Annotated in this window: 30 protein-coding genes; 11 read left to right on the top strand and 19 right to left on the bottom strand. The window is 48.5% G+C overall.

From position 1 onward, the window contains the following. Positions 1-351: 351 nt before the first annotated feature. Positions 352-591: a hypothetical protein gene (locus A8707_RS05125; protein ID WP_156518367.1), complete on the top strand. Its 240-nt coding sequence runs from the start codon at positions 352-354 to the stop codon at positions 589-591. 107 nt (positions 592-698) lie between these two features. Here the strand turns inward: A8707_RS05125 and A8707_RS05120 are convergent, their stop codons facing one another. From A8707_RS05120 to A8707_RS28910, 6 genes are all read right to left on the bottom strand, one after another. Further along, positions 699-1,634, bottom strand: coding sequence for an NF038130 family PEP-CTERM protein (locus A8707_RS05120; protein WP_068815725.1), 936 nt, complete (start codon positions 1,632-1,634; stop codon positions 699-701). Between the two features lie 211 nt (positions 1,635-1,845). Beyond that, positions 1,846-3,009 (bottom strand): LL-diaminopimelate aminotransferase, encoded by a 1,164-nt coding sequence (locus A8707_RS05115; protein WP_068815724.1) that lies wholly within the window; start codon positions 3,007-3,009, stop codon positions 1,846-1,848. Positions 3,010-3,087: 78 nt separating this feature from the next. Next, complete coding sequence (locus A8707_RS05110) at positions 3,088-3,417, bottom strand: thioredoxin family protein (protein ID WP_068815723.1); 330 nt, start codon at positions 3,415-3,417, stop codon at positions 3,088-3,090. A gap of 138 nt (positions 3,418-3,555) precedes the next feature. After that, positions 3,556-4,356, bottom strand: coding sequence for a PspA/IM30 family protein (locus tag A8707_RS05105; RefSeq protein WP_068815722.1), 801 nt, complete (start codon positions 4,354-4,356; stop codon positions 3,556-3,558). A gap of 252 nt (positions 4,357-4,608) precedes the next feature. Beyond that, complete coding sequence (locus A8707_RS05100; protein WP_068815721.1) at positions 4,609-5,826, bottom strand: NAD(P)/FAD-dependent oxidoreductase; 1,218 nt, start codon at positions 5,824-5,826, stop codon at positions 4,609-4,611. Between the two features lie 174 nt (positions 5,827-6,000). Further along, positions 6,001-6,177: a hypothetical protein gene (locus A8707_RS28910; RefSeq protein ID WP_197484625.1), complete on the bottom strand. Its 177-nt coding sequence runs from the start codon at positions 6,175-6,177 to the stop codon at positions 6,001-6,003. A gap of 410 nt (positions 6,178-6,587) precedes the next feature. On the opposite strand from A8707_RS28910, the gene A8707_RS05095 reads away from it, so the two are divergent. Together A8707_RS05095 and A8707_RS05090 are read left to right on the top strand one after the other, a co-directional pair. Continuing rightward, on the top strand, positions 6,588-7,064 hold the full coding sequence (locus tag A8707_RS05095) for an MgtC/SapB family protein (RefSeq protein WP_068815720.1): 477 nt from the start codon (positions 6,588-6,590) through the stop codon (positions 7,062-7,064). A 149-nt stretch (positions 7,065-7,213) separates the two neighbouring features. After that, on the top strand, positions 7,214-8,908 hold the full coding sequence (locus A8707_RS05090; RefSeq protein WP_082906234.1) for an ArnT family glycosyltransferase: 1,695 nt from the start codon (positions 7,214-7,216) through the stop codon (positions 8,906-8,908). Here the strand turns inward: A8707_RS05090 and lspA are convergent. Both lspA and A8707_RS05080 read right to left on the bottom strand, forming a co-directional pair. Continuing rightward, on the bottom strand, positions 8,894-9,373 hold the full coding sequence (lspA, locus tag A8707_RS05085) for a signal peptidase II (RefSeq protein WP_068815719.1): 480 nt from the start codon (positions 9,371-9,373) through the stop codon (positions 8,894-8,896). The two genes, A8707_RS05090 and lspA, sit on opposite strands and share 15 nt — an antisense overlap. Positions 9,374-9,392: 19 nt before the next feature. Further along, positions 9,393-10,016: a biotin transporter BioY gene (locus tag A8707_RS05080; RefSeq protein ID WP_068815718.1), complete on the bottom strand. Its 624-nt coding sequence runs from the start codon at positions 10,014-10,016 to the stop codon at positions 9,393-9,395. A 115-nt stretch (positions 10,017-10,131) separates the two neighbouring features. On the opposite strand from A8707_RS05080, the gene bioB reads away from it, so the two are divergent. The 3 genes from bioB to A8707_RS05065 all read left to right on the top strand — a co-directional run bounded on the left by bioB (position 10,132) and on the right by A8707_RS05065 (position 12,683). Continuing rightward, entirely contained in the window at positions 10,132-11,073 is a 942-nt protein-coding gene (gene bioB, locus A8707_RS05075; protein WP_068815717.1) for a biotin synthase BioB, read from the top strand. A gap of 50 nt (positions 11,074-11,123) precedes the next feature. Beyond that, positions 11,124-11,342 (top strand): hypothetical protein, encoded by a 219-nt coding sequence (locus tag A8707_RS05070; protein WP_068815716.1) that lies wholly within the window; start codon positions 11,124-11,126, stop codon positions 11,340-11,342. 99 nt (positions 11,343-11,441) lie between these two features. Continuing rightward, positions 11,442-12,683, top strand: coding sequence for a BaiN/RdsA family NAD(P)/FAD-dependent oxidoreductase (locus A8707_RS05065; RefSeq protein WP_068815715.1), 1,242 nt, complete (start codon positions 11,442-11,444; stop codon positions 12,681-12,683). A 454-nt stretch (positions 12,684-13,137) separates the two neighbouring features. Here the strand turns inward: A8707_RS05065 and A8707_RS05060 are convergent, their stop codons facing one another. The 5 genes from A8707_RS05060 to A8707_RS05040 form a co-directional block, all read right to left on the bottom strand. After that, positions 13,138-13,494 (bottom strand): HepT-like ribonuclease domain-containing protein, encoded by a 357-nt coding sequence (locus A8707_RS05060; protein WP_068815714.1) that lies wholly within the window; start codon positions 13,492-13,494, stop codon positions 13,138-13,140. Beyond that, positions 13,491-13,784, bottom strand: a complete 294-nt coding sequence (locus A8707_RS05055) for a nucleotidyltransferase family protein (protein ID WP_068815713.1) — start codon at positions 13,782-13,784, stop codon at positions 13,491-13,493. Before A8707_RS05055 ends, A8707_RS05060 begins: the two co-directional genes overlap by 4 nt. A 399-nt stretch (positions 13,785-14,183) precedes the next feature. Beyond that, positions 14,184-14,930: a hypothetical protein gene (locus A8707_RS05050; protein ID WP_068815712.1), complete on the bottom strand. Its 747-nt coding sequence runs from the start codon at positions 14,928-14,930 to the stop codon at positions 14,184-14,186. Positions 14,931-15,271: 341 nt separating this feature from the next. Further along, complete coding sequence (locus tag A8707_RS05045) at positions 15,272-16,612, bottom strand: TldD/PmbA family protein (RefSeq protein WP_068815711.1); 1,341 nt, start codon at positions 16,610-16,612, stop codon at positions 15,272-15,274. A 96-nt stretch (positions 16,613-16,708) separates the two neighbouring features. Beyond that, on the bottom strand, positions 16,709-18,181 hold the full coding sequence (locus A8707_RS05040) for a TldD/PmbA family protein (RefSeq protein ID WP_068815710.1): 1,473 nt from the start codon (positions 18,179-18,181) through the stop codon (positions 16,709-16,711). A gap of 205 nt (positions 18,182-18,386) precedes the next feature. Between A8707_RS05040 and A8707_RS05035 the strand changes: the two genes are divergently transcribed. Genes A8707_RS05035 through A8707_RS27880 form a run of 3 tightly spaced genes read left to right on the top strand, consistent with a single transcriptional unit; the run spans position 18,387 to position 19,070 of the window. Next, on the top strand, positions 18,387-18,572 hold the full coding sequence (locus A8707_RS05035; RefSeq protein ID WP_068815709.1) for a hypothetical protein: 186 nt from the start codon (positions 18,387-18,389) through the stop codon (positions 18,570-18,572). Next, on the top strand, positions 18,559-18,879 hold the full coding sequence (locus A8707_RS05030) for a hypothetical protein (RefSeq protein WP_068815708.1): 321 nt from the start codon (positions 18,559-18,561) through the stop codon (positions 18,877-18,879). Before A8707_RS05035 ends, A8707_RS05030 begins: the two co-directional genes overlap by 14 nt. Further along, positions 18,876-19,070, top strand: coding sequence for a hypothetical protein (locus tag A8707_RS27880; protein WP_197484623.1), 195 nt, complete (start codon positions 18,876-18,878; stop codon positions 19,068-19,070). Before A8707_RS05030 ends, A8707_RS27880 begins: the two co-directional genes overlap by 4 nt. Positions 19,071-19,231: 161 nt before the next feature. Here the strand turns inward: A8707_RS27880 and A8707_RS05025 are convergent, their stop codons facing one another. From A8707_RS05025 to rpe, 4 genes are all read right to left on the bottom strand, one after another. Next, a complete protein-coding gene (locus A8707_RS05025) occupies positions 19,232-19,636 on the bottom strand; it encodes a pepsin/retropepsin-like aspartic protease family protein (protein ID WP_068815707.1) in 405 nt (134 codons plus the stop codon). Between the two features lie 6 nt (positions 19,637-19,642). After that, a complete protein-coding gene (locus A8707_RS05020; RefSeq protein ID WP_068815706.1) occupies positions 19,643-19,858 on the bottom strand; it encodes a hypothetical protein in 216 nt (71 codons plus the stop codon). A 53-nt stretch (positions 19,859-19,911) separates the two neighbouring features. Next, the gene (locus A8707_RS05015) at positions 19,912-20,355 is read right to left on the bottom strand and encodes a DUF7674 family protein (protein ID WP_197484622.1); all 444 of its coding nucleotides are present in this window, start codon (positions 20,353-20,355) and stop codon (positions 19,912-19,914) included. Between the two features lie 80 nt (positions 20,356-20,435). Beyond that, entirely contained in the window at positions 20,436-21,140 is a 705-nt protein-coding gene (rpe, locus tag A8707_RS05010) for a ribulose-phosphate 3-epimerase (RefSeq protein ID WP_068815705.1), read from the bottom strand. Between the two features lie 160 nt (positions 21,141-21,300). Between rpe and A8707_RS05005 the strand changes: the two genes are divergently transcribed. Then, a complete protein-coding gene (locus A8707_RS05005) occupies positions 21,301-22,929 on the top strand; it encodes a S8 family serine peptidase (protein ID WP_231947941.1) in 1,629 nt (542 codons plus the stop codon). Positions 22,930-23,222: 293 nt separating this feature from the next. Here the strand turns inward: A8707_RS05005 and A8707_RS05000 are convergent, their stop codons facing one another. Next, positions 23,223-23,663 (bottom strand): PstS family phosphate ABC transporter substrate-binding protein, encoded by a 441-nt coding sequence (locus tag A8707_RS05000; RefSeq protein ID WP_082906233.1) that lies wholly within the window; start codon positions 23,661-23,663, stop codon positions 23,223-23,225. Between the two features lie 341 nt (positions 23,664-24,004). After that, positions 24,005-24,538: a hypothetical protein gene (locus tag A8707_RS04995; protein ID WP_068815702.1), complete on the bottom strand. Its 534-nt coding sequence runs from the start codon at positions 24,536-24,538 to the stop codon at positions 24,005-24,007. Positions 24,539-24,861: 323 nt separating this feature from the next. Between A8707_RS04995 and A8707_RS29510 the strand changes: the two genes are divergently transcribed. Next, the gene (locus A8707_RS29510) at positions 24,862-25,209 is read left to right on the top strand and encodes a hypothetical protein (RefSeq protein WP_231947940.1); all 348 of its coding nucleotides are present in this window, start codon (positions 24,862-24,864) and stop codon (positions 25,207-25,209) included. Positions 25,210-25,237 lie beyond the last annotated feature (28 nt).

Below are 25,237 nucleotides of genomic sequence, written 5' to 3'. Positions count from 1 at the left end.
CGTCTGATGTTGTTAAGAAATTATAACTTTCAAAGGAGCCTTTTCCTACCGTTTCTATAGGTGATTGATATCGATTTCAAGCAATGCTGATTGAGATAGAGAAGATATCTTTTGTAAAATAAAGCACGGGCTTTAAGCGAAAATCACTGAACATACTCTTACTTTACTTGTTGATGTTTTTGCGTATAATTGCGTAAAAACATTGCTAGAAAAAGAACGGATAAGTGCTATACCTGAAAAGTAAATTTGACTTACAAACCAGTGAAGATGATAGGTGTAAAGACTACTCTATTAGCGATTTTGACCTTAGCGTCTCTGCTAGCTTTTCCTTGCATAGCACGCGCAGATTTCATGGCTAACAGTGGTAGCGGTGGCTACTATGATAAAAGCACGGGGCGATCGTATCGCTATGAGTATGAAGTGTGGTCAAACGACAACAACACTGCGTACACGTTAAAGGTTTGGGATTCAAAAGACTATCCCAATGGCTCGTCCTATCGCTCAGCCACCTTTGAATCTGCTCGCAAGGCGTTGGATTATTTTGATTGCACCTATGCTCGAAGAGAGGATGTTTGCAAGCAGATGAGATAAAAGCACCGTAACCAAAGAAAAAGTTCTCGTTTTAACTGATCGATTAAACAACAAGCAAAATGGGGGCTATTCGCCCCCATTTTGCTTGTTGTGAATGGCTCAACGTTCTATGCTCTTCTGAGCAACTTGCGCTTGACTGTCAGCAAGATCCCTAGCCCTGCCAAGCCCATCAGCGCAGACGGTTCAGGAACGCGCTTTTTCGGAACGACTCCCTGAAGTTTGATCTCATAGTTTCCACTGTGTGAGATGCCATCACCCTTCTCAACCAGATTAGATTTTGTTGCAGAAAAACCGTAGCCGTAGTCAGTCACCCCATTGTAGGTGTACTTAAAGACTTCGCTGGCTTGAACGGTGCTGGCTCCTAACTGGTTTTTTAAGCCAGTGATTTTAGCTTTGTTCTGTTGAGTTTGTGCCGAGTTTCCGGTCAAGTCCGCTAGGTAGGCATCCAATGATTTTGTGACCAGAGAATTGGCATTTAGATGACCTGCCAAACCGACTTGAATCTCACCCGTTGTGTCATTCTGATTTACATAGGAGATGTTGGGATCACTAAAGCGCTCAAAGCCTCCATAGGTTTTGAAGATGTTGAACACCTGCAACCCGTCATTCGTGCCCACCAAGCTACCAAACCCGTTTTGAGCCAGTGTTTGACTAAACCAATATTGACCAAACGTGCTGCCCTTATAGACACTATTCCAGTCGTCTTTGGTCAGGCTGCTGAGTGTGATAGCTTTGCCCCCGATCGTGCCCGTCAAACTGGTGTTTTTAGTGAAATCGAAGCCAGACTTTTCACTGCTTGCTGCAAGTTCGACGTTGCCTGTGGGGTTAGCTCTATTACCCCCCAAAACCTTTGCCAAGTTTGCTGGAGTCTTGGCAACCTCGAACGTGTTGGTGGTGTTGGAGTCGTAGATCAGATAGTCGGTTGGGTTAGTGCCGCCGATCGTGGCACTCGACAGAGTGCCTGCAAAGGCAGGAGCACCCATCATTGCGCTTGCCGCTACGATCACGGCAGTCACTGCAAGTTCAGGAAGTTTTTTTGCCATTTCGCGCCGTTGTTATGAAGTTAGATGCGGGGGCAACCCTGGGACATTCCAGTCCGGCAGTTTTTTTGAGAGCCGTGTAGGTTCGGCTACCTCATACTGTCCAATTTACGAGTGACTTTGCTGAATCAGTGCGAGGTTCTAGTTAAGCTTTCTCACCTAGCATCAAGAACGCGTAAAGTTTTTGCGATTATCATTTTGTTGACTAGAAAAATTATAGGAATTGAGCGATTCGACTGACAGCAGTTTCTAGAATCTCTGGTGGATGAACTAGCGCAAATCGAACATAGCCTTCACCCGATTTGCCAAACCCTGCACCGGGGGAGGCGGCAACTCCGGTGGCTTCTACCAGGTCTGTGCAGAACTTAATCGAGTGGGTCGTCCAGGGTTCGGGGAGCTTTGCCCAAACATAGAGCGCGGTTTTGGGCATAGGAACGTGCCATCCAATTTGCGCCAGGGCAGCGATAAAGATGTCTCGACGATGGCGAAACGTTTCAATTGCGGCTTGAGTGCCTGCCTTAGATCCAGTGAGGGCAGCGATCGCCCCGTTCAAAATGCCCTGATATTGATTAAAATCCACTGCCGCTTTGACTTGACGAAGCGCTCGAATCAGATCTGCATTGCCGATCGCATACCCGACCCGAAAACCACCCATATTGTAGGACTTAGAAAGCGTGAAGAACTCGATCGAGACGCTTTTATCGGGGTCAGCCTGCAAAATCGATGGCACTCCCGTCTCACTAAACACCAGATCCACATAAGGAAAGTCGTGCACCAAAACCAGATCGTGCTGCTGACAAAAAGCAACGGCTTCTCTAAAGAACGAGAGGGGCGCGATCGCGGTCGTCGGATTGTGGGGATAGCTCAACACCATCATTCGTGACTGCGCCAAAACGTGAGGGGGAATATCTTGCAATACGGGCAAAAATCCGTTTTCTGCTTTTAACGGCATCCGGTAAATCTGACCACTGGCTAGATGAACGCCCCCTGCATGAGACGGATAGCCCGGATCGAGCAGCAGCGCAAAATCACCCGGATTCAAGATCGCCAGGGGCAGATGGGCAGTCCCTTCTTGAGAACCGATGAGCGGCAAGACCTCCGTTTCTGAATCGACAGCAATGCCAAACTTTTGGGTATACCAACTAGCTGCCGCTTGACGAAATGCTTGAGTGCCGTGAAATAGGAGGTATCCGTGAGTGCTGGGATCGTGGAGCGACTGAGCGATCGCGGCTAGCACATGGGGCTGAGTGGGCAGATCGGACGATCCTAGAGACAGATCAATGACATCCCGCCCAGCGGCTTTGGCTTTTGTTTTTGCCCGATCCATGTCAGCAAAGACGTTGGCTTGTAGCGGTTCTAAACGAGTGGCAAATTGCATCGGCGATCGCGGGTCAGCGTTGAGACGACAGAAACGAGATCTAAAGTGTACCGCTTTGGACAGAGAGTTTGCGTTACCTTATGCCGAAAGCTGAGACAACACAAAATCCTCTAGTTTTTGCTTGCTGATTGCCCCTTCACTCGCTTTCTTCACTTCGCCGCCTTCAAAAAATCTAAACGCAGGCACCCCTTCAACTTTGCACATTGAGACCGTTTCAGGGTTCGGATCGACTTCCATCTTGATCACCTTTAAGCGATCGTGATAGCTCGACGCAATGCCCTCGACCAGAGGAGCCGTTAACCGACAGGGACCACACCACGAAGCCCAAAAATAGACGAGCACAGGCTGATCGGCTTTCAAAACTTCTGTCTCAAAGTCGCTATCTCCAATGACACGAACGCTGCTCATATTACACTGCTGTTATTAACATCCGCTCACAATTCTAAAGCCTCAGGCTGGCTACTTCTGACAGAAACCTCGCAAAAGCAAAAATTCCCGACCTTTTGAAGAAGCCGGGAATCTGAATGCAGAATTTCACGCCGAGTCTTAAAGCTGATCTAACTGCTTTTTCAAGTCTTCTAGTTCGGCATCAACGGCTTGTTGATCTTGAGGAGAGGTGGTTGTCTTAGCTTGAGGACTGGTTGCAGCCGGAGCAGTTCCGGGCAACTGAGCCTGGTTTTGAGACGTGCTTGGAGCCAGCATCTGAGCCTTCATCGCTTCGAGTTCAAGATCGACATCTCCTGACTCTAGCGCTGCAAATTGGCTTTCTAAATCGGCACCTGCCAACTCAGCCGCCGCTTGCGATCGGGCTTCTAGCTGCAAGACTTTTTCCTCCATCCGCTCAAAGGCTGCCATTGCGCTGCCTGTGCCGAGGTTGCCCACAGTGTTTTGCAACTGCTCTTGAGCTTTGGCGGCACTTGCCCGTGCCCGCAGCATATCTTTCTTCGTTTTCGCTTCAGAGATCTTGCCTTCTAAAGCAATTAGACTGCGTTTGAGCGTGTCAACTTGGGTGAATTGCTGGTCGAGTTGAGACTTGAGCGTGGTGGAGGTGTCGGCGTAAGTTTTCTTGCGGAGCAACGCTTCACGAGCAAGGTTTTCGTCGCCTTTTTGCAAGGCAAGCTGAGCTTTTTGCTGCCAGTTGTTCGATTGCGTCTGCGCCTGATTGTATTGCTGCTCACTGCGTTTTTGGCTGGCGATCGCGCTTGCGACTGCCTGACGCAACTGCACCAGATCTTCCTGCATATCGATCACAGCCTGTTCCAGAATCTTTTCTGGGTCTTCAGCCTTGCTCACAAGATCATTGAGATTGGCTCTAGCGACTCGGCTGATTCGGTCAAATAATCCCATAATTCTGTCTTTCCTCTTGACGTGTATACAAAAGGGTGTGCTGTAAACCTATAGGTTATCCCACACCGCCGATCGTAGAAAGAAACCTACCGAATCAGCGAGAGCCTTCTAGCGTATCGTTCACTGTTCTCACGATCGCCCGCTCATCGAACCAACAACCCTAAAAACTGTTAAAACACAGGCTCTCTCTACCAGTTTAAGAATTTTGGGTTGAAATCGGTAGACTAACCGAAGTTTTTTATGAAGAATTGGTTACGAGTTGAAAGCTGGAAAAAAGGTTGCCCCCACCGATCGCTTCAATTTTCGCATCGCTCGACCCGCCATATCTGTAAATAATAGATCTCCATAGAGAAGTTGAGTTGCTATCCGAGTGGCTCTTTCAGATTTAACGCCATATTTATAGCAAGCGCCCGTCCACTGATAGAAGACTTGAGCGAGCGTCAACGCGGCATCAAAATTGGCGGCAAATTCGGCGTGGATGAGATCGGTGTAGTGGTCTGCGGTTTCGTCTACTAAGCACTGCGCCGCGATCGCGCCACTCTTCACAGCGTGAAGAATGCCATCCCCAAATAAGGGATTGATTAATCCGGCGGCATCTCCCACTAACAGAATGCGTCCTTCATGAAGCGGTTCTTTGCCATTCCAAGTCGGCAAGGGGTGAGCGTGAAAGCGGGCTTGGTCGCGATCGATCGACAATCCCATCGCTTCAACATATTGAAAGATGGTTTGCTGGAGTTCGGCTCGAAGAGTCCGATTGTTTCGAGCATCTTTGCGATCGGGACGAAAGACCCCTGCGCCAATGTTCAAGTGGTCGGCTTTGGGAAAAATCCAGGCGTAACCGCGCTTGGTCGCTCCATATTCTAGATGAGCCACATCGGGACGCAGATCAGCGTGTCCGTCGCCCCAGCGGTGAGGATGCTCAAGTTCCATTGCCAGGGCGATCGCGCGATTTTGTCGCAGTTTGGTCGAGTTGACCGTCACCCCATTAGCACCGTCTGCACCAATCACATATCTGGCTTTGGCGACAAACTCGCTGCCTGTTTTGATGCCTTGAGCCGAGATTTTGATGCCGTCTGGCTCAACTTCGAGTGAGCGGACTGCCAGCCCATCTCGCAATTCTGCCCCACAGCGAACGGCTCGTTGTGCCAGAGCATAATCAAATCGCGATCGCTGCACCATCCACAGCGAAAGCGGTCTATCAACACCAAGGGGATTGATCGGTGCAAGATAGGCATCCTCAAAATTCCACGTGTGGCGCATGTGAGTGACTTGTGACTCAACGAATGCGTCGGGTGCTAAATCTCGCAAGACCTCTTGCATCACCATCGGCATTCCGCCCCCGCAGGTTTTGTGGCGAGGCAGAAACTGCTTTTCTAATAGTGCGACTTTCAGCCCCGCTTGAGCTGCCTCTGCGGCTGCCATCGCCCCAGCGGGTCCGGCTCCACACACCACCACATCATAATTCATCATAGTTTTAGCTCGACGAACGGCAACTTTCAGCTAGACAGACACAGACTCTACATCATAATTCTGATTGGTGTGGGGAGGAGCATATGAAGAGAGCTTCCCCGCGATCGTGTCTGGTTGCCAGAAGAGTAGGCTTTTCGTTCGTCAAGCCAGAAATCTTTTTGAAAAACAAGTTTTCTAGCGATCGACCCCTGCGATTAACGCTTTCTCTTTTGGAGAGAGATCTTTAGGGCGATCGACCATTGCTGACGCTAAATCCGGCATTTCTTGCCAGCAGTGAGAGCAAAACCAGTAGATTGCTCCGTGCCGAACATGACGCAGCAGTTTTTCTGCACAACAAGGACATTCAGGCATGATTTTCAACTCACTTTTGATTAGAAAACGAAACAAAAACCAAGGGAACTTCGATCACTCTGGTCACCTTTATAAGCGTAGATCTTAAGAGGGGATCAAGGTCATCAGCAGGTCTACCCATATTTTGGGTAGTATCCCTACTTCTTTGTATTAAGTTTATTCTCACTCTCAAAATAAGTTAGATAAAAGACATTTTGTGGTTGGATGAAGTACGGAGAGAAATCGTTGAAGCAAGGTTGAATGTTTTCTTAGCTCTATAGATTCCTGATAAAACTGCTACTTCATATACTTAAATAAACCCAGAACTGTGCTTCTGAAAAGATGTAAATAGAAATGTCTTGGATCAGCTAATCTAAAAAACTACCTTTTAGCCTCTTGAGGCATCTGCGCAAACTCAATCCAAATCATCAATGGAGTCTTATTCAATCGATCCCAATAACTGGGTAGGAATCATATTGCGGTTGGGTTTAGCGCTTATGGTGGGCGGTGCGATCGGGTGGAACCGCCAACGGCGACACAAACCAGCAGGCTTGAGAACTCATATGCTAGTAAGCCTTGGAGCCGCACTGTTTGTCTTAATTCCCTTACACGCTAACGTTCATTCGGGCGATGCAGCCAGCCGTGCAATTCAAGGAGTCGCTACCGGAGTCGGCTTTTTAGGAGCCGGGGAAATCTTACATCAGTCGCGTTCCGATAGCTCTAACCCCAAAGTTAAAGGACTTACCTCTGCCGCCGCGACTTGGGTGACGGCTGCCCTAGGCATCGCTTCAGGCTGTGGCTGGTGGCAGCTTGCTGTCTCAGGAACCGTTATGACCTTAATCACCCTCGGATTAATCAAAATGTTAGAAGACAGCCCATTTATCCGCCTAGACGACGGAGACGACTAACCTTGCTACAAAGCGCCAATCTCTGAGCCATGACTTATGATTGGACATGAAAATTTCCCTCACACTGTTCCAATGCGCCCAATTCTTTCTCTCAGCAGCAGATTTAAGAGGAAAATGAGGTCGTCCTAGAGTGTGGTAAAAGGCTAAATATGGGTCAAGAGATTTCTACGAGTCACCGATTTGGGATGGGACAATCTCGCTTTGAAGCGTGGGTTGATCGCGGCTGGCTTCTAGGCTTATTGGTTGCAGCGATGGTGTTATTTGGGGTGAATCTCGGAGACTTGCCTCTCAGAGATTGGGATGAAGGCATCGTCGCTCAAGTGGCTCGTGAAATGTGGCGATCGCCCTTTCTGTCTCAAAATTGGCTCTATCCCAAAGACCTAAGCGGAAACCCCTATTTCAACAAACCGCCGCTGATGCACTGGTTAGTGGCATTGATCTACTCGATCGCAGGCGTAAGCGAGTTGACCTCCCGGCTGCCAGGGGCGATGCTCACCGCTTGTTCTGTGCCCCTGCTCTACTGGGTTGGGCGAGAAGTTTTTTTTCGACGCACGGCAGCCATTTTTTCGGCATTGGTATATCTCACTTGGCTACCCGTAGCGCGACAGGGACGCATGGCGATGCTCGACGGAGCCGTGCTGTGTTTCTTTTTGCTGATGATGGCGTGTTTGCTGCGATCTCGGCGAGATTTACGCTGGGGCTTAGGGGTCGGCATTGGGTTTGGGCTAATCTGCCTAACTAAAGGCATCTTGGGGATATTGCTAGCCGCGATCGGGGGACTATTTTTGATCTGGGATACGCCTCGCCTGTTGACCAGTCGCTATCTCTGGTTGGGTATGGCGATCGGGGCGACTCCCGTAGGATTGTGGTATGGCGCTCAGTGGTCGCACTATCACCAACAGTTTGTCAATGCCCACTTATTCAATCAGTCCCTGGTGAGGGTTTGGGGAACGGTCGGCAATAATGACGGTCCCGTTTGGTATTATCTGTGGGAAATTCTGAAATATGGCTTTCCGTGGCTGCTGTTTGTGCCCCACGGGTTGCGTCTAGCTTGGGAAAATCGGGGCTTAAGCTGGGCGCGGTTAGTGATCGTCTGGAGCGGAGTTTATTTGCTCGTCATTTCAGCCATGCAGACCAAACTGCCTTGGTATGTTTTGCCCATCTACCCAGCGCTGTCCCTGATGGTAGGTGCCCAACTCAGCCGCATGTGGAATCCCTTAATGATGGGAATTCGGCAGCCGCGCCCGATCGTTCATGCTCGAATCTGGTTTGCCGTGTTTGCGATGTTTGGGTTTGTGGTGTGGGGCTTGAGCGCCTATTTCACCTTCTTTGCCCCACAGCCAGACCTTCAGCTTATTTCCTCGACCTTGGCGCTCACGATCACCGTCACCGCGATTTTGATTCTGCGGCAAGATATTCAGTTTATCTCAGTGCTGATTTGGGGAACTTATCTCACTCTAGTAGTGCTGATGATGTCGAGCCACTGGGTTTGGGAGTTAGCCGAAACCTATCCGGTTAAGCCTGTAGCAGCAATGATTCAACGCCATACGCTTCGTGGTCAGGTGATTTACACGTCCTATCCTGATTTCCGCCCCTCGCTGAATTTTTATAGCGATCGTGTCATCATTCCGGCGGCTGAAGACGAGCTGCAGCAGCGCTGGAAGACTGATCCCCACCCTTACCAACTATTGAAAGCTTCAGCACAGGGCTATCTGCCTCCTAAACAAACTCAAGTGCTAGAGATGCAAGAGGACTGGATTTTGGTGACTCGCAATCCCCGATCGCAATCTAAGCCAATGGTAAGCGCCCATCGAGAAACTAGGGAGGTTTCAACTTTTGACTGAGGCTTGATCGCGGTCATCAGGCGGTCTACGAAAAGCAGCAATGAGCAAACAAAAAATGCCAACGTTAATAAAGGCATCTGCCAGATTGAAGACGGGGAAGTTGATCAGCCGAACGTCGAGAAAATCGATGACGTGACCAAGCACAAAGCGATCGATGCCATTCCCTAGCGCCCCACTCAAAATAAACCCGTAGCCCAACTGCTCCCACCGCTCAAACCGAGGACCAAACCATGCCATTGCCATCAAGCCAAGGCTGACCGCGAGAGAGAGCCAACGTAACCACACGCTGCCCTGAAAGAGACTAAACGCGGCTCCCTTGTTGACCACATAAGTGATGTGAAAAACACCTGACAAAAGAGGAATGGACTGAGACAGCACCATTGTCTTCACAACCCAAAGTTTTGTGAGGCGATCGAGGATCAGACCTACGATCGCAGCCAGCCAGAAAAAACGGTTTTTGAGCATTCAGAAGAGAGATCGAGGATTAATAAAACATTAAACGACGCATCACAAACGCCAGCACCGTGACAGCGCAGACGACCGCAAATTGTCCGGGCAACGGCGTGAGAGAATAAGTTTTTAAAGCATCCCACAATGATAGAGAATCTGCATTCGCCCACTTCAACCCGTAGGACAAAAATAGATAGAAGATCCCGGTGAGATGAATGACGAACAGCCCGCAGAAACAGCTAAACGCGAGAGATTCTGGTCGAGGAGGCGTTTTGAATGCGAGATATCCACACAGCCATGCGCCAGGAATAAAGCCCAGCAAATAGCCAAAACTCGGCTTACTAAAATAGTGAATTCCGCCTCCGTCATTAAAGATTTCAAACCCGGCTAACCCCAACAACAAATAAGCAATTTGGGAAATGACCGCCGCGTTTTTTCCGCCCAGACAGCCGACTAACAGCACAGCTCCGATCTGATAGCTCACGCCCAAAAAATGCAGCGGCACCGTTTGCGGGGTCCAAGTCCAGGGCACGTCAGTGATTGAAGCTTTGAGCAGGGTGCCCCCGATCGTCAGCAACAACCCCGTCAACGCCCACAGCATTTCAGTGAGCGTGACAGTAGGTCGAGTCAGTTGAGAGGAAGAAGTTAACCGTGGCATAGTGATAGAAATTGTATCACCGGGTCAGGTTCAGAATTTTTGCATTCTCTAGACGCTGGCAGACTGCTAATCTGAATAGCTAAGAGTTCTGAATCTTTCTTAACGTTTGAACGCTATGTTGACTTCTTCGATCGCTGCCATCGCCAAAATTTATCATCAGCCTTTGCCCGATTTGCTGTTTGAGGCGCAGCGAGTGCATCGAGAGCATCACGATCCGCGCGCGGTGCAGATGTGTACGCTCAGCAGCATCAAAACGGGGGCTTGCCCCGAAGATTGCGGCTACTGTTCTCAGAGTGTGCATCACCAAACCGATTTGAAGCCAGAACCTCTAATGGATCTTGAAAGCGTGGTGGCAGAAGCTCAGGTTGCAAAAGCCGCCGGATCGACGCGCTTTTGTATGGGAGCGGCGTGGCGAGAAGTGCGAGATGGCGCACAGTTCGATCGAGTCCTGGATATGGTGCGTCAGGTTGCCGCGCTGGATCTCGAAGTCTGCTGCACGTTGGGAATGCTCAAGCCCCATCAGGCAAAACAGCTTAAAGAAGCAGGACTGACGGCATACAACCATAATCTCGACACGTCACCCAGCTACTACGAGAAGATTGTGACGACTCGCACCTATCACGATCGCTTAGAAACAATCCGAGCCGTTAGCGAAGCCGGAATTTCGGTCTGCTGTGGTGGCATTGTCGGACTCGGTGAATCAGTTCAAGATCGGTTAGATCTGCTCGAAGCGCTGTCAAACTTAAATCCGCCACCCGAATCGGTGCCGATTAATTGTTTGGTTCCAGTAGTCGGAACTCCGCTTGAGAGTGCATCTCGGATCGACTCGATCGAGCTAGTTCGCATGGTTGCCACGACTCGGATTCTGTTTCCCCAGGCGATGGTGCGACTATCAGCCGGACGGCTAGAGATGAGCGACGAATTACAAGCGCTGTGCTTTTTAGCGGGTGCGAATTCAATCTTTACCGGGGCAGTGTTGCTGACGACTCCGAACCCAGAACGATCGCAGGATGAACGGTTGCTCGAGCGTCTAGGCATGATCCCTAAACCGCTTTAGTTGCCAAGAGCCGCCTTACAACGCTCAAATTCCAACGGAGAGCTAAATCAATGCAATCAACTACTCACAACCAAAGCTACGAGCAGTTGTCATCCGCCGATGGTCAAGCAATTCTAGAGCGGTTACCAGAGCGAATCAGAAACGCTATTCTCGATCGTGCGACTGAGATTAGTTACCCAGTTGAAGCCATTGTCGAAATGGCGATTGCGGACTACATTGACTCCCACACGATCGACTTCGCAGACTGCAAACCGGGACGGAAGGCTTAAAGCACTTTCAACACCGTTTGAGATAGCGATCGACGGGTCTTCAATGAATGCAACCGGACTCGCTAGAATAGAGATTCTGCCGTTTTTAGTACAATTTCCTTGTCTTTTCAAACTCTTAAAGTTGTCGTCATTGGTGGGGGAGCGGCTGGTTTTTTTAGCGCGATCGCCTGTGCCCAAACCAATCGTGCTGCTGATGTCACCCTGCTCGAAGCAAGTCGTCAACCGCTCACAAAAGTTCTCATATCGGGGGGCGGACGCTGCAATGTCACCCATGCCTGTTTTGACCCAGCCATTCTCGTGCAGAACTATCCCAGAGGAGGCAAAGCCTTGCGGGGTGCCTTTAGTCAGTTTCAGGCACAAGATACGGTTGAATGGTTTAATGTTCGCAACGTCAAGCTCAAAACTGAAGCAGACGGGCGAATGTTTCCGATTACGGACAATTCTGCCACGATCGCTCACTGCCTGATTCAGCAAGCTCAAGACGCTGGAATTAATGTTTGTCTGGGAGCCAACGTTAAATCGGTGGTGAAGCACGATGACACATTTGAGATTGAGTTGCGATCGGGCGATATTCTCAATGCCGATCGAATCCTAATTGCGACGGGCAACAGTCCCCAAGGCTATCAAATTGCAAAAGAGTTGGGACACTCGATCGAGCCGACCGCCCCTTCTCTGTTTACGTTTAATGTGACGGACGATCGCTTAGATGAGTTGTCAGGAATTGCGGTCGATCCGGTGCGGCTACGGTTGCAGGTGGGCGACACCAAACTAGAGCAGACAGGAGCGCTGTTAGTGACACATTGGGGTTTAAGCGGTCCGGCGGTGTTGAAGCTGTCCGCCTGGGGTGCCAGAGTTTTGCATGAGCATCGTTATCAGGCGACATTGACGGTTAACTGGTTGCCGAAACAGAACCCGGAGGCGCTGCGACAAGAATTGCTGGCGGTGAAATCGCAGTTGCCGAGACGCGCGATCGTCTCCAGTTGCCCGGTGCTATTGCCTCGTCGGTTGTGGGAAAAACTCACGGCGGCAGTTGGCATTCAAAAAGAAACCCGTTGGGCAGAACTTCCCAATAAAACGCTGAATCTGTTGATTCAAGAACTCACGCAGGGGAAATATCTTGTCAACGGGAAAGGAGTTTTCAAAGAGGAATTTGTCACCTGTGGCGGCGTGAATCTCAAAGAAGTCAACTTCAAAACAATGGAGAGCCGCTGCTGTCCGGGACTTTATTTAGCGGGTGAAGTGTTAGACATTGATGGAGTCACAGGTGGATTTAACTTCCAAAGTGCTTGGACGACAGGCTTCATCGCAGGGAAAGCGATCGCAAGAGAAGCCGTATTTTGATCAGCTAAACATTAAATGGGCGAAAAACTCATCAAAGCTGAGTGGCTTCAGTTGCGATGGTCATAGACTAACTTAGTCTAATCAATGCCTTTAGTTTACCCGATCGGATGTGTGACGGCTGAATCTATCGATGGTGAAGATGTCCGACATAACGGTTAAGTTGAGCGGCGACTAATATCCTTTGAATCCTCATCAAGATCTCGCGAAAGCCTCCAACATTTTGTAAATCAGTAAAGATGGCTCTCAAGTCATGACTGAATGAACGAGAGTACTCTTCACGAATTCTGTAAATCTCTTCTACAATCTCATCCTGAAACGTAGTTAATCTCAAAGAAGTTCATTGGGCGTACAGAGAATCGGCAACTCATATCCAAAATCAAAACTAATCTCCGCTAATTTCTCTGAATTTGAGCATTGGCAATGTTCTGTATGATTTGCTCGTTGGAGATCTCCATTACTCTGGCTTCTTAGTCACATCTTCTAAAACTTTAGAAATTAATATTTTCAACTGAGGGACATCTTCCTTAACTGCTTTCCAGATAATTTCTACATCCGTATTGAAATAATCATGAATCAGTTTATCTCGCATTCCGGCAATGTCTCGCCAGGGAATATCAGGATATTGACTTCTCACCAAGTCTGGAATGCGCTTTACCGCTTCACCAATAATTTCGATCGCCCTTGAAACCGCAAACACTTTCTCTAAATTCTGCGAGAAAACTTCAAACTCAACGCCTGTTGTAAACTGCTCGATCGCAGCTACAGCATCCAAAATGTCTTGTAAATAGTCCTCAACTTGCCGTTTGGTCACAGGTAAACGACCTCTGCCAAAATCCGCTCTCCAATGCGTGGCTTTAGCCCAGACTTGTGTACCAAATCGACTTTGACACCCAGATTGTCACTGAGATAGTTTTCTAAATTGACAAACTTCAATAGGCTCGGTGTCTCCGAAAACTCTACCAGCACATCCACATCGCTGGCTTCCGTCTGCTCCTGCCTGACATAGGAGCCAAAAACCCCTAATTCCCGAACTTTGTAACGTTCTTGCAATAATGACTTATGTTGCCTAAGCCACTGCTTGATTTCCTCTAATGTTTTCATAGGCTTTATCTCCCCCTCAAAGCAAGTACAGTGTACGATCTAGCTTACCCTGCTCTGTTCCGATAGAGAAATGGCGTATCAATAGATACTCAGCTTTTTTGGTTTTCTGCTGGATAAAGATAATTGACTCATTAAGTCCAATAAGTAAGCTTACGGTTACATCCCCATTGAGGACAGAGCGACATGGCGATCGTGGTCATCGGCTGCTAGCGTTTCGATCGTTCTTGCTGTCAAGTGGAAAGATTAACGATTCACTTAGAACCGCATTCACAATGAAGCGAGGCAGATAACGGCAAAATGCAGCGGCAGCAGATTAACTCGAACTCAGCACCAACGACTTTCGACTGTCCGCTGCCATGCAGTGTTAGCCAGCGTTAAGGATGATTGATCTGAACTTACTCAATTGATGCAAGCACCGAAGAGAAAGCGTGAACCATTCTCCCGTTTTCCAAAGAAATAACCATATGCACCATCAGGAATAGTTATCCCTGAAATTTTGGCTTGTTTCTGAGCTTCAGCCACACTTTGCTCAAGCAATTGTGGCAAGTCATTTTCAGGATCACCGTGAGCTATTAGTTGTGCATACCGACCACCACCGATATCTAAAGAGGCTAAGCAGAAGCTTGGTTCACATTCATGAGTTAGTACCATATCTCCAACAGTCACAAAGAGAGTCAAAATCGTAAGCTTTCCAGGAGGTGCGGCTTCAATAAAAATTACATCTTTCCATTCTTTGGGGATTCGCTGTTCTGGTCGAACTGCCAATTCAGATGTAGGAAAAACGAGTTGAAAAGCAATGACAGTATTGGGCAGGGAAATTGGTGGTTGATCCCAAACCTCCCAAGCTCGGTTCTGATCACTGGGAAGCAAATGAGAGTTCTTAGAAATAGCTTCAGTTGTAAACCCCATTCGCCACCGCCCTGACGCATGAAGACTAACTTTTGCTTCTTTGAAGTTATCTCGACACGCAATATAAACATCACCATGCTTGCTTGCCCAAATCCTCCAAGAATTTGAGGTGAGTCCATTTGGTGAGCCAACAGCAAAACGAGCTGCTTTCTCTGGTTTGGGCTTTAAGGGTATTACGCCTGCCTGAGCAGCCAATATAGGTGAGATCATTGGTACTTCCAACTCATCATTATTCATTGAAGACTGCTCTCAACTTTATAAGCCTGGCTAACTACTTATTAGACTGAAACTTTCTGTCTAAGATCCCGATTTAGAGGGAGTAGGCGGAAACCTCCTGCCTATTCTCCGATTTTGAATGTTTAGGCTGACAGATTTTCTGTATAGCACCCTAATTTGGTTGAATAGGCGGAAAGGTTTAGGCTGTTTTCGACTCAAGAATGCTGGGATTTCAGCCTAAGATCCCAAATTAGAGATTTAGGCTGAAATTATGGGCTTCATCAATCTGGTTGTTTCAGAGTTGCGCTTCAAACTCGCTAATTATTCTCTGTCTTTTTTGGAATAGAACTGTCGATCGTCAGTTATTCACCCGTAATCGATAATTCATCTACCCAAACTCTAGGGGCAACCCCAGATCCGGTAAACTCTAGATCTTTCTCGACATAAATAATCGATTTCAGCAGTTCGCGAATGTCACCCGCAACCGTTGCCGATTCAACGCTGGTGCGTTTGCCATTTTGCACCAACCAACCGTCAAACGGCAGTGAAAACGAGCCTTGTGTCGCTTGAACTCCCGCATGGAGAGCGCTCAAGTCATCAATCAAAATCACATTCTCTGCCGTGTCTAAGCTGTATTCTTGCTCGGCAGATTCGCCTGGAAAAATGTGATAGAAGTGAGGACTGACCGTGACCTTAGACCCCATATGGGCGTGTCCGGTGGGCTGAGTGTTGAGCCGTTTGGCAGTTCCAGCACTGTGCAAAAAGCCCGACAAAACGCCATTCGTGATGAGCGGAACGCGACGAGTCGGAGTGCCTTCCCCGTCAAAGGTGCCAGCGCCCACATTTTGGGGGTGCAGGGCATCATCGCAGAGAGAGAGCAGCGGCGATGCAATCTGAGTGCCCAACGATTCGGGGGTTGAGAGACTTTGCTTATCGAGAATGCTCTGAGCATTAAACAAATTAGAAAACGCCCCAATCAAACTGAGAATCGCTTCAGGAGAGAACACGACGCGATATTTGCCCGTTTTTATCTTGTCGTAATTGAGATGACTAATCGTTTTCTCAGCCGCTTCTTTGAGACAGCCGTTGATGTCTAACTCGTCTAACCCGTGACTGACTCGAAACGCGCCAGCACTGCGGGGCTTTCTACCTTCTTCTTCAGTTTTGGTGTAGAGATAGAGCGAAGCAAACGAATGACCTTCATTGCGGACTGCCCCATCGCTGTTGAGATAGAAACGATCGATATCTCTCTGCGCCAATCCGTTATACGGAACGCCCTTAATCGCAGGATGTGCCGCCAATAGTTCTTTCTCTGCCTCAACCAATGTTTCTAGCAGTTTAGAAACGGGCGCTTGAGGAGTCTTAACGTCAGAATGGGCAGCCGTGGGAGCCGTCGCTTCAGGACTAAATTCAGGCACGTTTTCCTTCACGCCAAAGAAACTGGCTTCGTGAGCCGTCTTTAATGCGAGTTCTAGCCCGATCGGGTCAACATCCGTCGTTGAAGTCACCCCAACCGAGTTGTCATCATTCCAAACGCGAACGGTGACGCTCGATCTCTGAGACGCTTTCATTTGCTGAGGTTCACCGAGATCGACCTGAACGCTGGTTTCGTCGATCGCTGACCCATACACATCATATTTTTTGATGCCCAACTTTTGAGCCGTTTCTCTTGCCGAAGCCGCAATGTCATCAATTTTAGGCATAAGAAATCCATTTCGTAATGTTTCAAAATCCCGTAGAGACGTTTCACCGAAACGTCTCCCCCAACGTCAACGCACACAACGCATTAAACGCAAAAATTATCGTCCACCAACCGTAATGGAATCAACCTTGATATGAGGTTGTCCAACGGTGACGTAAATGCTGCCGCTAACAGATCCACAGAACCCAGCCGCCAGCCCCAAATCGTTTGAGCACATCGAAATCTTATTCATGATTTCGGTCGCTTCACCAATCAGAGTCGCGCCTTTGAGAGGCTTCGTGAGTTTGCCATTCTCGATCAAATAGGCTTCGTCTACGGCAAAGTTAAACTGCCCCGTCGAGCCAACGCTACCGCCGCCCATCTTTTTGCAATAGATGCCCTTCTCGATCGACGCAAACAACTCATCAACCGAATAGTTACCCGGTGCAATGTATGTGTTCCGCATCCGACTCGCTGCCGCATAGGTGTAGCCTTGACGACGACCGCTGCCCGTGCGAGGGTTGCCTGTGCGAACTGATCCGGCTCGATCAGCGATGAAGTTTTTCAGAATTCCATTCTCAATTAAGAGCGTCCGTTGAGCGGGCATTCCTTCATCGTCCATGTCGATCGTGCCAAACACACCGCTCGTCATGCCTTCATCCCAAGCGGTGAGATTTTCGTGAGCAATCTTCTCGCCTTTCTTCTCAGCAAACGGTGTAGTCTTGCGCTCGATTTGCGTCGTCTCCAGCAAGTGACCACAGGCTTCGTGGAAGATTACCCCCCCAAACTCATTTGCCATCACCACGGGATAGTTACCCGACTCCACATAGTCGGCGTAGAGCATTTTGGAGGCAGAATCCGCGACTTCTTCAGCATCTTTGGCATACGTCCAGGTTCTCAAGAACCCAGGTTCGCTAGTGCTGCCGACGCGCTTGTTGATCGACGATCGTTGCTCACCATCTGCACACAACAGGCTATAGCCTACGGACTGCGCTAACCGGATGTCTCGCGCAAACGTGCCATCGCTAGAAGCCACCAAAACCTCTTGCCAATCTCGAAAATAGACGGCACGACGAGACTGCACAAACTTCGCCTGAGTCGCCAATTCACCATTTGCGGCTAATAAGACATCGCCCATTTCGCGCATTGAGCTACAGTCTGCCAACCACGATTCTTTGCCTTTTTTGACCGCGTAATCTCTCAGCAACTCCAGGTTAATTTCTGGCACATAAGAATTAGGGGCAGGAAGCTGCAACCCCATAATCGACAAGCCTTTCTCAAGGGCAGCTTTGAGACCACCAAACGATAAATCATTGGTGCTGACATAGCAATCGGCTTTGCCACGAAACACTCGCACCCCGGCACCCGTCGAGAGACGCGGCGAAATGCTAGTAATCGCGTCGTCTTCTGCCATGCAGCTAATATAGTTAACTCGCTCTAGAAAAAACTCAATAAAGTCGGCACCTGCCGCACGTCCCAAGCCCAAAAGAGTGGATAGCGGAGCCTCCCAGGTTTCATCGAAACGATCGGGCGTTGACTGATAGGTCAACCGGGGCAGTTCTTTTGAGATCAATAGGGTGGGGGATTGCATGAAAAGCCTCTCTGCTAGGACTGTTGAGACGGTGATTTATCTATTGTAACGGGATGTACCGAGACGGGTAAGGCGGAATTCCCTACCGAGTGGTGCGGGACTCGGAAAGTGATTTTTGAGGGGGTGCATAACCCGATCGAGCCGTCCCTACCGAGTGAATGTAAGAGGTTCACGCCTCACAACCACACTCACAAGGAGAAATACAATGAAACTCGTCAAACTCTCTAGCTCTCTGGTTCTCGCATCGGCTTTGTTCACGTCTTTGCTTCCAGTTAGCGCAGTCCGTGCAGATGACAACTCGGCTCTGTTTGGTCAACTGGCAGGCAAGATTCAGTGCAGCGACGTAGGGTCAGGCTCCAACACTCAAAACAATCACGGTGGCTCTAGCTAGGCTCGTAACAACTCGGCTTCTAGCAACAGTTCGGCTTCGGGCAAAAACGCTAGCAGTCAGTCGAGCAACAGCAGCAACAAAGAGGGTGGTGGCGGTGGCTTTAACCTGTTTGGCATCATCGGTGCAAGTGGTAGCGGTCAAGCTCAAAGCAGTGATTCTAGCTCTTCTAATAATTCAAGTTCTTACAACCGTGGTAACGCATCTAATCAAGCCAGTGGATCGCGTCAATCCAGTTCTTACAATCGTGACTCCTCTACGGTGGTGGTTGGTAAAGATTGTGATTTTAACAACGCTGCTGCTGTCGTGATTACAACATTAGATACGAATAAGACTGCAAAAGAGATGAACTCTGAGAACAACACGACTTCACGCCATGGAATCGATGCTCAAATCAAAATCAATGACAGCAACAACAAAACTGCGGTTGATTTGTTTAACGCTCAACGTCGATCGGGTGCCGTCAACAATCTAACTCAATGGTACACCCCCCAACACTAAGCAACCATTGAGAGTTGAAATCACTCAAAACCTGCAACGCTATCCATTCACTGAGACTTGTAGGAGTATTAAGTTCAATACTCCTACTTTTTTTCGATTAACAAAGAGCAGACAATTAAGCGCAAAAAGCTTCTAAAGAGATAAGAGTTGGTAGCGGATATCTAGGCTTTTGGTTTGACTTCAAACTCTGACCTAGAACGATAGAAACAAACATCAAATTCAAGAAAAAAGTTAGTCTGACCCAGAATTAGCGGTGCGTTCGGACTCATTACCCATGCAAACACTAATTCAGTTGGTGTGAATTTTCCAATCTGAGCGATCGCGGAGAGAGGCATTGCTAGCTGATTACTGAGATTACCTGTTAGTCGAATGATGGCTCTGCGCTCGTCCCAAACAGCACCCAACTGGAGACCAACTTCATAAGGCAAGACATTTACTGTAGCCCCACTATCCACTAAACCAACCGTTTCAATGCTTCGATCGCCTCGTCGTAACACAAGTGGAATTCTGGGCAAACTGTCAAATTCGTTTTGAGTTGAGCTAGTAGTCGAATAGCTGAAAAGCACAAGCCATTACTGCCCCATATTTGATTTTTTGAGTGACTCCATCAAGACTGCACCAGCCCCAAAACTATCATAAGGCGTTGGTAGGTCGTAGGCTTTGAACGGTTCTAAAGGTGAAATTTCCTCCGCCATCTCTAGATCTTCTGCCAAGATTCTAATTAATTTGAGCTTCTCGGTTACAGAAAGTTGTCGTGCAGCGGGAAGGACATCAGATAAGGTCATCATAGTTACCTCAACCGTTTAGAAATTTACATTTATACCTTGATCGATACCTTTTGTTAGGCTTTGTTGATGTCGCTAACAAAAGGTATTTTTCCTGTCCAGAACTCATTCAACTGTCGCCACCATTTTAAGGATTCCGGTCTTAAATACTGGATAAATTCTTCAGTATCTGTTCCGCTATTCCTCGCAACATTCTGAATCCCTTCTAATGCCCCGATGGTAGTTGCCTCTCTCACATAATCATCGCCCTCAAGATGAAGCCTCTCAATAATCTCAAACACTGCCGGGAATTCATCTGTTCGATTGGTTTTAAGTAGCTCGACGATATGATCTACGAATGTATCAAGTTCAACATAAAGCAAATCTTTGCACTCATAAAAAGCGCGATATTCAGCCCACTTTTGAGTAAACGAAGGACATGCTTCAAGTAAGAGTGGCATGATTTGATCTTTCGCAATCATCTTTGGTCCCTTTTCAGCGAGTAGTAAGCTGTCCGCCATCTAACTTGTGTAAAACAATGAATAACGAGCAGCTTACCAACCCCATAATCGCTGTTATGGGAGGTCTAGCTATTTGAGAATTAAACGGCTGCAAGTTCAGGAGAGGGACGCTTGCTGCTGCGGATGTCTGCGATCGCTTTCGCATAATCATGATTAGGTGCATTAAAGACGGCAGAACCTGCGACAATCGCGTTTGCACCTGCTTCGATCACTTGCCAGGTGTTGTTTGCCTTCAAGCCGCCATCGACTTCGATCCAGGGGTCGAGACCGCGCTCATCACACATTTGGCGCAACTTGCGAATTTTGGGCAACACACCAGGAATAAAGCTCTGACCACCAAAACCAGGGTTAACGCTCATAATCAGCACCAGGTCGCACAAGTCAAGCACATACTCAATTAGCTCTAAAGGACTGCCAGGATTCAGCACGACACCTGCTTTCTTGCCCAGTTCTTTAATCTGCCCCAGAGTGCGATGTAGGTGAGGAGACGCATTGTGCTCGGCGTGAACGTAGATGTGGTCAGCGCCAGCCTTGGCAAAATCTTCGACAAACTTTTCTGGCTCGACGATCATCAGGTGAACATCAAGAGGCTTTTGAGTCAACGGGCGAATCGCTTCTACAATCAAAGGACCGATTGTAATATTGGGGACAAAGCGACCATCCATCACGTCAACGTGAATCCAGTCGGCTCCGGCTGCATCAACGGCACGGATTTCATCTCCAAGGCGGCTAAAGTCGGCAGACAAAATCGATGGAGCAATGACGATCGACTTCTGGGTTGTCATGATGGCTTATAATTTTTGACTACTTAAATTTGTATTCAGTTTAACAAATTGTGAATATTTTCCCTCACTTTTTGAGAGAAACTTTGCAAAATCTTAGTGATAAATACTTAGTTTCTCACCCGATCGCGAGAAGATAGACGTTGGCATAGGAGCGAATTTTGTGAGACGAATTCATACACTGCTGCTGGCGTGCGGCATCACAACCTGGATGGGATTGGCAGGAGGCGTTCGAGGTGCTGCGATCGAGTCGTCGATCGACCAAGATGGCATTGACGCTTACAAACTGCAACAGCCGCCCTACAGCTTAACTGGACGCAAAATCGCGATCGGGCAAGTTGAAATCGGACGACCCGCGCAGTTTGGCTTAGACAAAGCCGCAAGCAGCAATCAAGTAGTGTCGATCGTGCGGGCGTTTTTTCGCGATCAGCCTGCTAAATCCAACACGAATCTAGACACTCACGCCGCCCAAGTTGCCAGCATTTTGATCGGCAACAGCAAAGCTCTAAAAGGAGTCGCGCCCAACGCTAGACTTTACGCTTCTGCGGCGGCAGTTCCCCGTCGGGGCGGTCAGGTGGAAGAGTGTCTGTCTGCCCAGCATCTAGCGATGCAGAATGGTGGCGATGTGCGGGCGATTAATTTCAGCTTTGGGGAAGCCCTTCAGCAAGATCCTCGACCCAATGCCAAACTCGATGGCAACGCGCTGCTGACGCTGTGTATAGACTGGTCAGCGCGAGTTCACGATGTAGTCTATGCGGTTGCAGGCAATCAGGGCAAAGGCGGCATTCCGATTCCGACTGACAACTTCAATGGCATGAATGTAGCCTTCACAACGCGACTAAATGGCGTGTATGCCAAAGTTGACTTTTCTAATATTGGCGATATGACTCCGCGAATTTTAAAGCGCAACGATGGGGTCGAAACCAATTTGGGAGGACGACGGGGAATCTCTCTGGTGGCACCTGGAAATAAGGTGCTGGTCGCAAATCTAGAAGGCAAGCAAACCACCTCGATCGGCACCAGTTTTGCTGCGCCGCACGTCACGGCAACGGTAGCGTTATTGCAGGAGTTTGGCGATCGCCAACTGCGAGCTAGCTGCAAGCGCGGCAAAGGCTGCACCATCCCGTGGGGATTGGATGCCCGTCGCCATGAAGTGATGAAAGCTGTGATGATGAATTCTGCTGACAAAATTAAAGACAGTGGCAATGGTCAATTTCTAGGAATGACGCGCACGGTATTAGAGAAAAATAATCAAAATTGGCTAGAGTCGGATGCTTACAAAAATCCTAAAGTGCCGCTCAACATTCAGATGGGGTCGGGACAGTTGAATGCGTTTCGCGCTTATCAGCAATTTAGCCCTGGTGAGTGGAAGTCTAACCAGCCCGTGCCCGCGATCGGATGGGACTATAGCAAGGTCGGTGCCGAAAATCTGACGTTTCAGGATTACGCGTTAGAGAATTCATTGCAGCAGGGTAGTTTTGTAGCATTAACGCTAACGTGGGATCGGCTTGTGGAGTTAAACGATCGCAATCGCAACGGACAGTTTGATGCAGGAGAAAGATTCACCAATCGCGGACTTAACAATCTCGATCTCTATCTAATGCATGTCGAAGACAATGACATTCGCAAAAGTGTTGGGTCGTCTACGAGCGACTTGGATAGCGTGGAACACATTTTCCATCAAGTTCCGACAACCGGACGCTACAAGATTCGGGTACAGTTTCGACAAAAAGTTAATCAACCTATCCAATCCTATGCACTCGCTTGGTGGACTGTTTCTTCGCCACTCTGAATATATCCAGGTAGACAGAATTAACGGTAAGACGTGTTTCGGCTCCGCTCAACGCTCAAAAGCCAGAACTCCTAGCGGGTTGAGCAGAGCCGAAATCCACCCTCACAAGTTGCGTTTAATTTAGCCTCTCTACGTTAGACTTCTTGCACGAATACTTCGCCCTCACCCTAGCCCTCTCCCTAGGGAGAGGGAACAAGAGGTTCTAGCTCCCTTCTCCCTGGGGAGAAGGGTTGGGGAGGGCTTGCCCCACTTCGTGAGGAGGGCTGTCCAGATTCACGCAGGAGGTCTGTTGTTTAGCGGACAGGGACAAATCCTCGTTGCTCGACTAGGCTTTGTCCTTCACTACTCAAGAGCAGATTTACGTAGGCAACTCCCGCTTGTTCATCCACTTTGCTGTCACGTTTAAGAATCACAAACAGTCGTCTAGTCAAAGGGTAAGAGCCGTCACCAAAGGCAGCCTTGTTAATTGTGGTGCAGTCTTCGCTGGTGCAGAGGGAGATTGAGGGCTGATTAGCATCTTTTCCTAGCGCCAAAAGTCGAATCATCTTTTGGTTGACGACTTCGGAGGCGGTTGCATAGCTGATGCTTCCCGGCGTGGTTGCAACTTGGCGAATGGCTAAAGTGGTGTTAGACACTTCTTTGACATTCGAGCCGAAAGGAGTCTTGTCTAAAACCTTTTCGTAGAAGAAATCAACGGTGCCGCCTGCTTTCAGGTTTCGGCTGAAGGGAGTGATCGGGAAACCTCAGTAGGTCAAAAGTTTGAGTCATCATACTCTCTTCCTGTCTCTGTTTCAGGTAATCTCGGCAGGTTGCAGGTAAAAAAATTCTGCGAAATCTAGTGGACAGGATTTTTCTAAGAATTTGTTGAGATTTACTTGCAGTGCTATTGCAAGTAAATCTCAACTAGTTTTATAGTTCTCTACAGTGTTCTCCTCTCTAGAGGAATCGGCAGACGGACGCAAAACTCATTCATTTTGCGTCCGTTTTTTCTGGGCTTAAAGCGCTTACATGAATTAGAGAATTGGCGATCGCCTCCTGAAATCAGAGTATTATCTGAAGCGACAGAGCGATTGTGCTAACTACTTCTGTCAGTCATAACGTCTTTGAGCAAGTCGATGAGTCTTTGGTTACCTTGTTGACATTGAGATTGCAGCATCCGAAATACTGCTGCTTTTAAGAATGCGCGGTCACCAATCCCCATGTCTTCACAGTGAGTTGCATAACGACGAAGCGCATCCACCAATCCCTGATCAGAACTTGCTGAGAGACTAGCAGATTTGCACCAAGATTCAAAGTATCTCAACCAGCTATAGAATTCTTCGTTCAGTATATTTTCTTCGTACCGTTCCTTTATGTGAAAGACCTCGTCCCAAGTCGATACTTCCTCACAATCAGGTTGAAAATCGATTTGCCACTTGGGTAGTTGTCCAGTTGAGGTAAGTTTACCCGCGAAAGGTTGGCTGGGTTCGACAGAGAGTTTGATTTCTTGACAGTCATAGGGGTCAAATGACTTACGACGAGTACCATCGTCTTTAATAAGAATATCTTGGGCAAGCTTATGGCGGGAATTGCATTTATTCCCCATTGGTAAGTAGGAAGGCGTAATCATTTGTAAGATGCATCAGTTTCTTCACAAAGCATAAAATCGTTGGTCAGCACTGGTTACGTTCGCTCATTCGTCTTACATTTAATTCAGCCCACCTACTTACAAGGTTATGTAGATTTGAAGCTGCGAACGGGTACTTGCTCTCAGCAAGGTAGTGATCTAAAGCTTCGCGAGGCTGTTTTGGCGCATCAAAACTCTCATCTCTTCCAATGATTCGGACAATTTTAGGCAGCGATAGAGCCGTAGGACAGTAGGGATTGATAGTTGGGGTGAGATTTAATCGGAGTCGGCTCCAAGTCTAACTTGCGAATAAAGCGGTCGAGCAGATGAGCGGTGAGGGCCCGCCGTTTGACATTATTCATCGAGAGCACAAAGGGCGAGTCGCCAGGGTCGTGTTATTGAGCCTCGACTCTAGCAAGGTTGAGGGCGGTGAGGGAGGCATGGAGATGAAAGTCCAGTTTCGCTACGTCACGCGCTTAGCAGTCTTGCAGCCCCGTGAATTGCTTGGCATCTCTGAAGATAAATTCGATTTGAAACCTCAGTTGGTAGAGTCGGTACAAGTCCTGGGCCGTTTGCTGGACATCGGTGGAGAACAGCACCACAAATCGAGGGCGCTTGGGGTCTTGATGGTTGAGCAGATACGCCAAGCGGATCGGACGTTTGAGCGCCATTGACCAGACGACCGCTATGTATAGCCATCGC

It is taken from the genome of Phormidesmis priestleyi BC1401, from assembly GCF_001650195.1.
Lineage (GTDB): Bacteria > Cyanobacteriota > Cyanobacteriia > Leptolyngbyales > Leptolyngbyaceae > Phormidesmis_A > Phormidesmis_A priestleyi_B.
The sequence above is the reverse complement of the archived record's forward strand: the minus strand, read 5'-3'. Positions and strand labels throughout refer to the sequence as shown.

Bases quoted from the DNA above. Each gene is read 5' to 3' on its own strand.
- A8707_RS05105 (WP_068815722.1), bottom strand. From the start codon at position 4,356: ATGGGATTATTTGACCGAATCAGCCGAGTCGCTAGAGCCAATCTCAAT.
- A8707_RS05020 (WP_068815706.1), bottom strand. From the start codon at position 19,858: ATGATGACCTTATCTGATGTCCTTCCCGCTGCACGACAACTTTCTGTA.
- A8707_RS05015 (WP_197484622.1), bottom strand. From the start codon at position 20,355: ATGGCGGACAGCTTACTACTCGCTGAAAAGGGACCAAAGATGATTGCG.
- A8707_RS05040 (WP_068815710.1), bottom strand. From the start codon at position 18,181: ATGCAATCCCCCACCCTATTGATCTCAAAAGAACTGCCCCGGTTGACC.
- rpe (WP_068815705.1), bottom strand. From the start codon at position 21,140: ATGACAACCCAGAAGTCGATCGTCATTGCTCCATCGATTTTGTCTGCC.
- A8707_RS05115 (WP_068815724.1), bottom strand. From the start codon at position 3,009: ATGCAATTTGCCACTCGTTTAGAACCGCTACAAGCCAACGTCTTTGCT.
- A8707_RS05070 (WP_068815716.1), top strand. From the start codon at position 11,124: ATGCAATCAACTACTCACAACCAAAGCTACGAGCAGTTGTCATCCGCC.
- A8707_RS05120 (WP_068815725.1), bottom strand. From the start codon at position 1,634: ATGGCAAAAAAACTTCCTGAACTTGCAGTGACTGCCGTGATCGTAGCG.
- A8707_RS05090 (WP_082906234.1), top strand. From the start codon at position 7,214: ATGGGTCAAGAGATTTCTACGAGTCACCGATTTGGGATGGGACAATCT.
- A8707_RS05110 (WP_068815723.1), bottom strand. From the start codon at position 3,417: ATGAGCAGCGTTCGTGTCATTGGAGATAGCGACTTTGAGACAGAAGTT.
- A8707_RS05045 (WP_068815711.1), bottom strand. From the start codon at position 16,612: ATGCCTAAAATTGATGACATTGCGGCTTCGGCAAGAGAAACGGCTCAA.
- A8707_RS05035 (WP_068815709.1), top strand. From the start codon at position 18,387: ATGAAACTCGTCAAACTCTCTAGCTCTCTGGTTCTCGCATCGGCTTTG.
- lspA (WP_068815719.1), bottom strand. From the start codon at position 9,373: ATGCTCAAAAACCGTTTTTTCTGGCTGGCTGCGATCGTAGGTCTGATC.
- A8707_RS28910 (WP_197484625.1), bottom strand. From the start codon at position 6,177: ATGCCTGAATGTCCTTGTTGTGCAGAAAAACTGCTGCGTCATGTTCGG.
- A8707_RS04995 (WP_068815702.1), bottom strand. From the start codon at position 24,538: ATGATTACGCCTTCCTACTTACCAATGGGGAATAAATGCAATTCCCGC.
- A8707_RS05100 (WP_068815721.1), bottom strand. From the start codon at position 5,826: ATGATGAATTATGATGTGGTGGTGTGTGGAGCCGGACCCGCTGGGGCG.
- A8707_RS29510 (WP_231947940.1), top strand. From the start codon at position 24,862: ATGAGCGGTGAGGGCCCGCCGTTTGACATTATTCATCGAGAGCACAAA.
- A8707_RS05080 (WP_068815718.1), bottom strand. From the start codon at position 10,016: ATGCCACGGTTAACTTCTTCCTCTCAACTGACTCGACCTACTGTCACG.
- A8707_RS05125 (WP_156518367.1), top strand. From the start codon at position 352: ATGGCTAACAGTGGTAGCGGTGGCTACTATGATAAAAGCACGGGGCGA.
- A8707_RS05095 (WP_068815720.1), top strand. From the start codon at position 6,588: ATGGAGTCTTATTCAATCGATCCCAATAACTGGGTAGGAATCATATTG.
- A8707_RS05050 (WP_068815712.1), bottom strand. From the start codon at position 14,930: ATGAATAATGATGAGTTGGAAGTACCAATGATCTCACCTATATTGGCT.
- A8707_RS05055 (WP_068815713.1), bottom strand. From the start codon at position 13,784: ATGAAAACATTAGAGGAAATCAAGCAGTGGCTTAGGCAACATAAGTCA.
- bioB (WP_068815717.1), top strand. From the start codon at position 10,132: ATGTTGACTTCTTCGATCGCTGCCATCGCCAAAATTTATCATCAGCCT.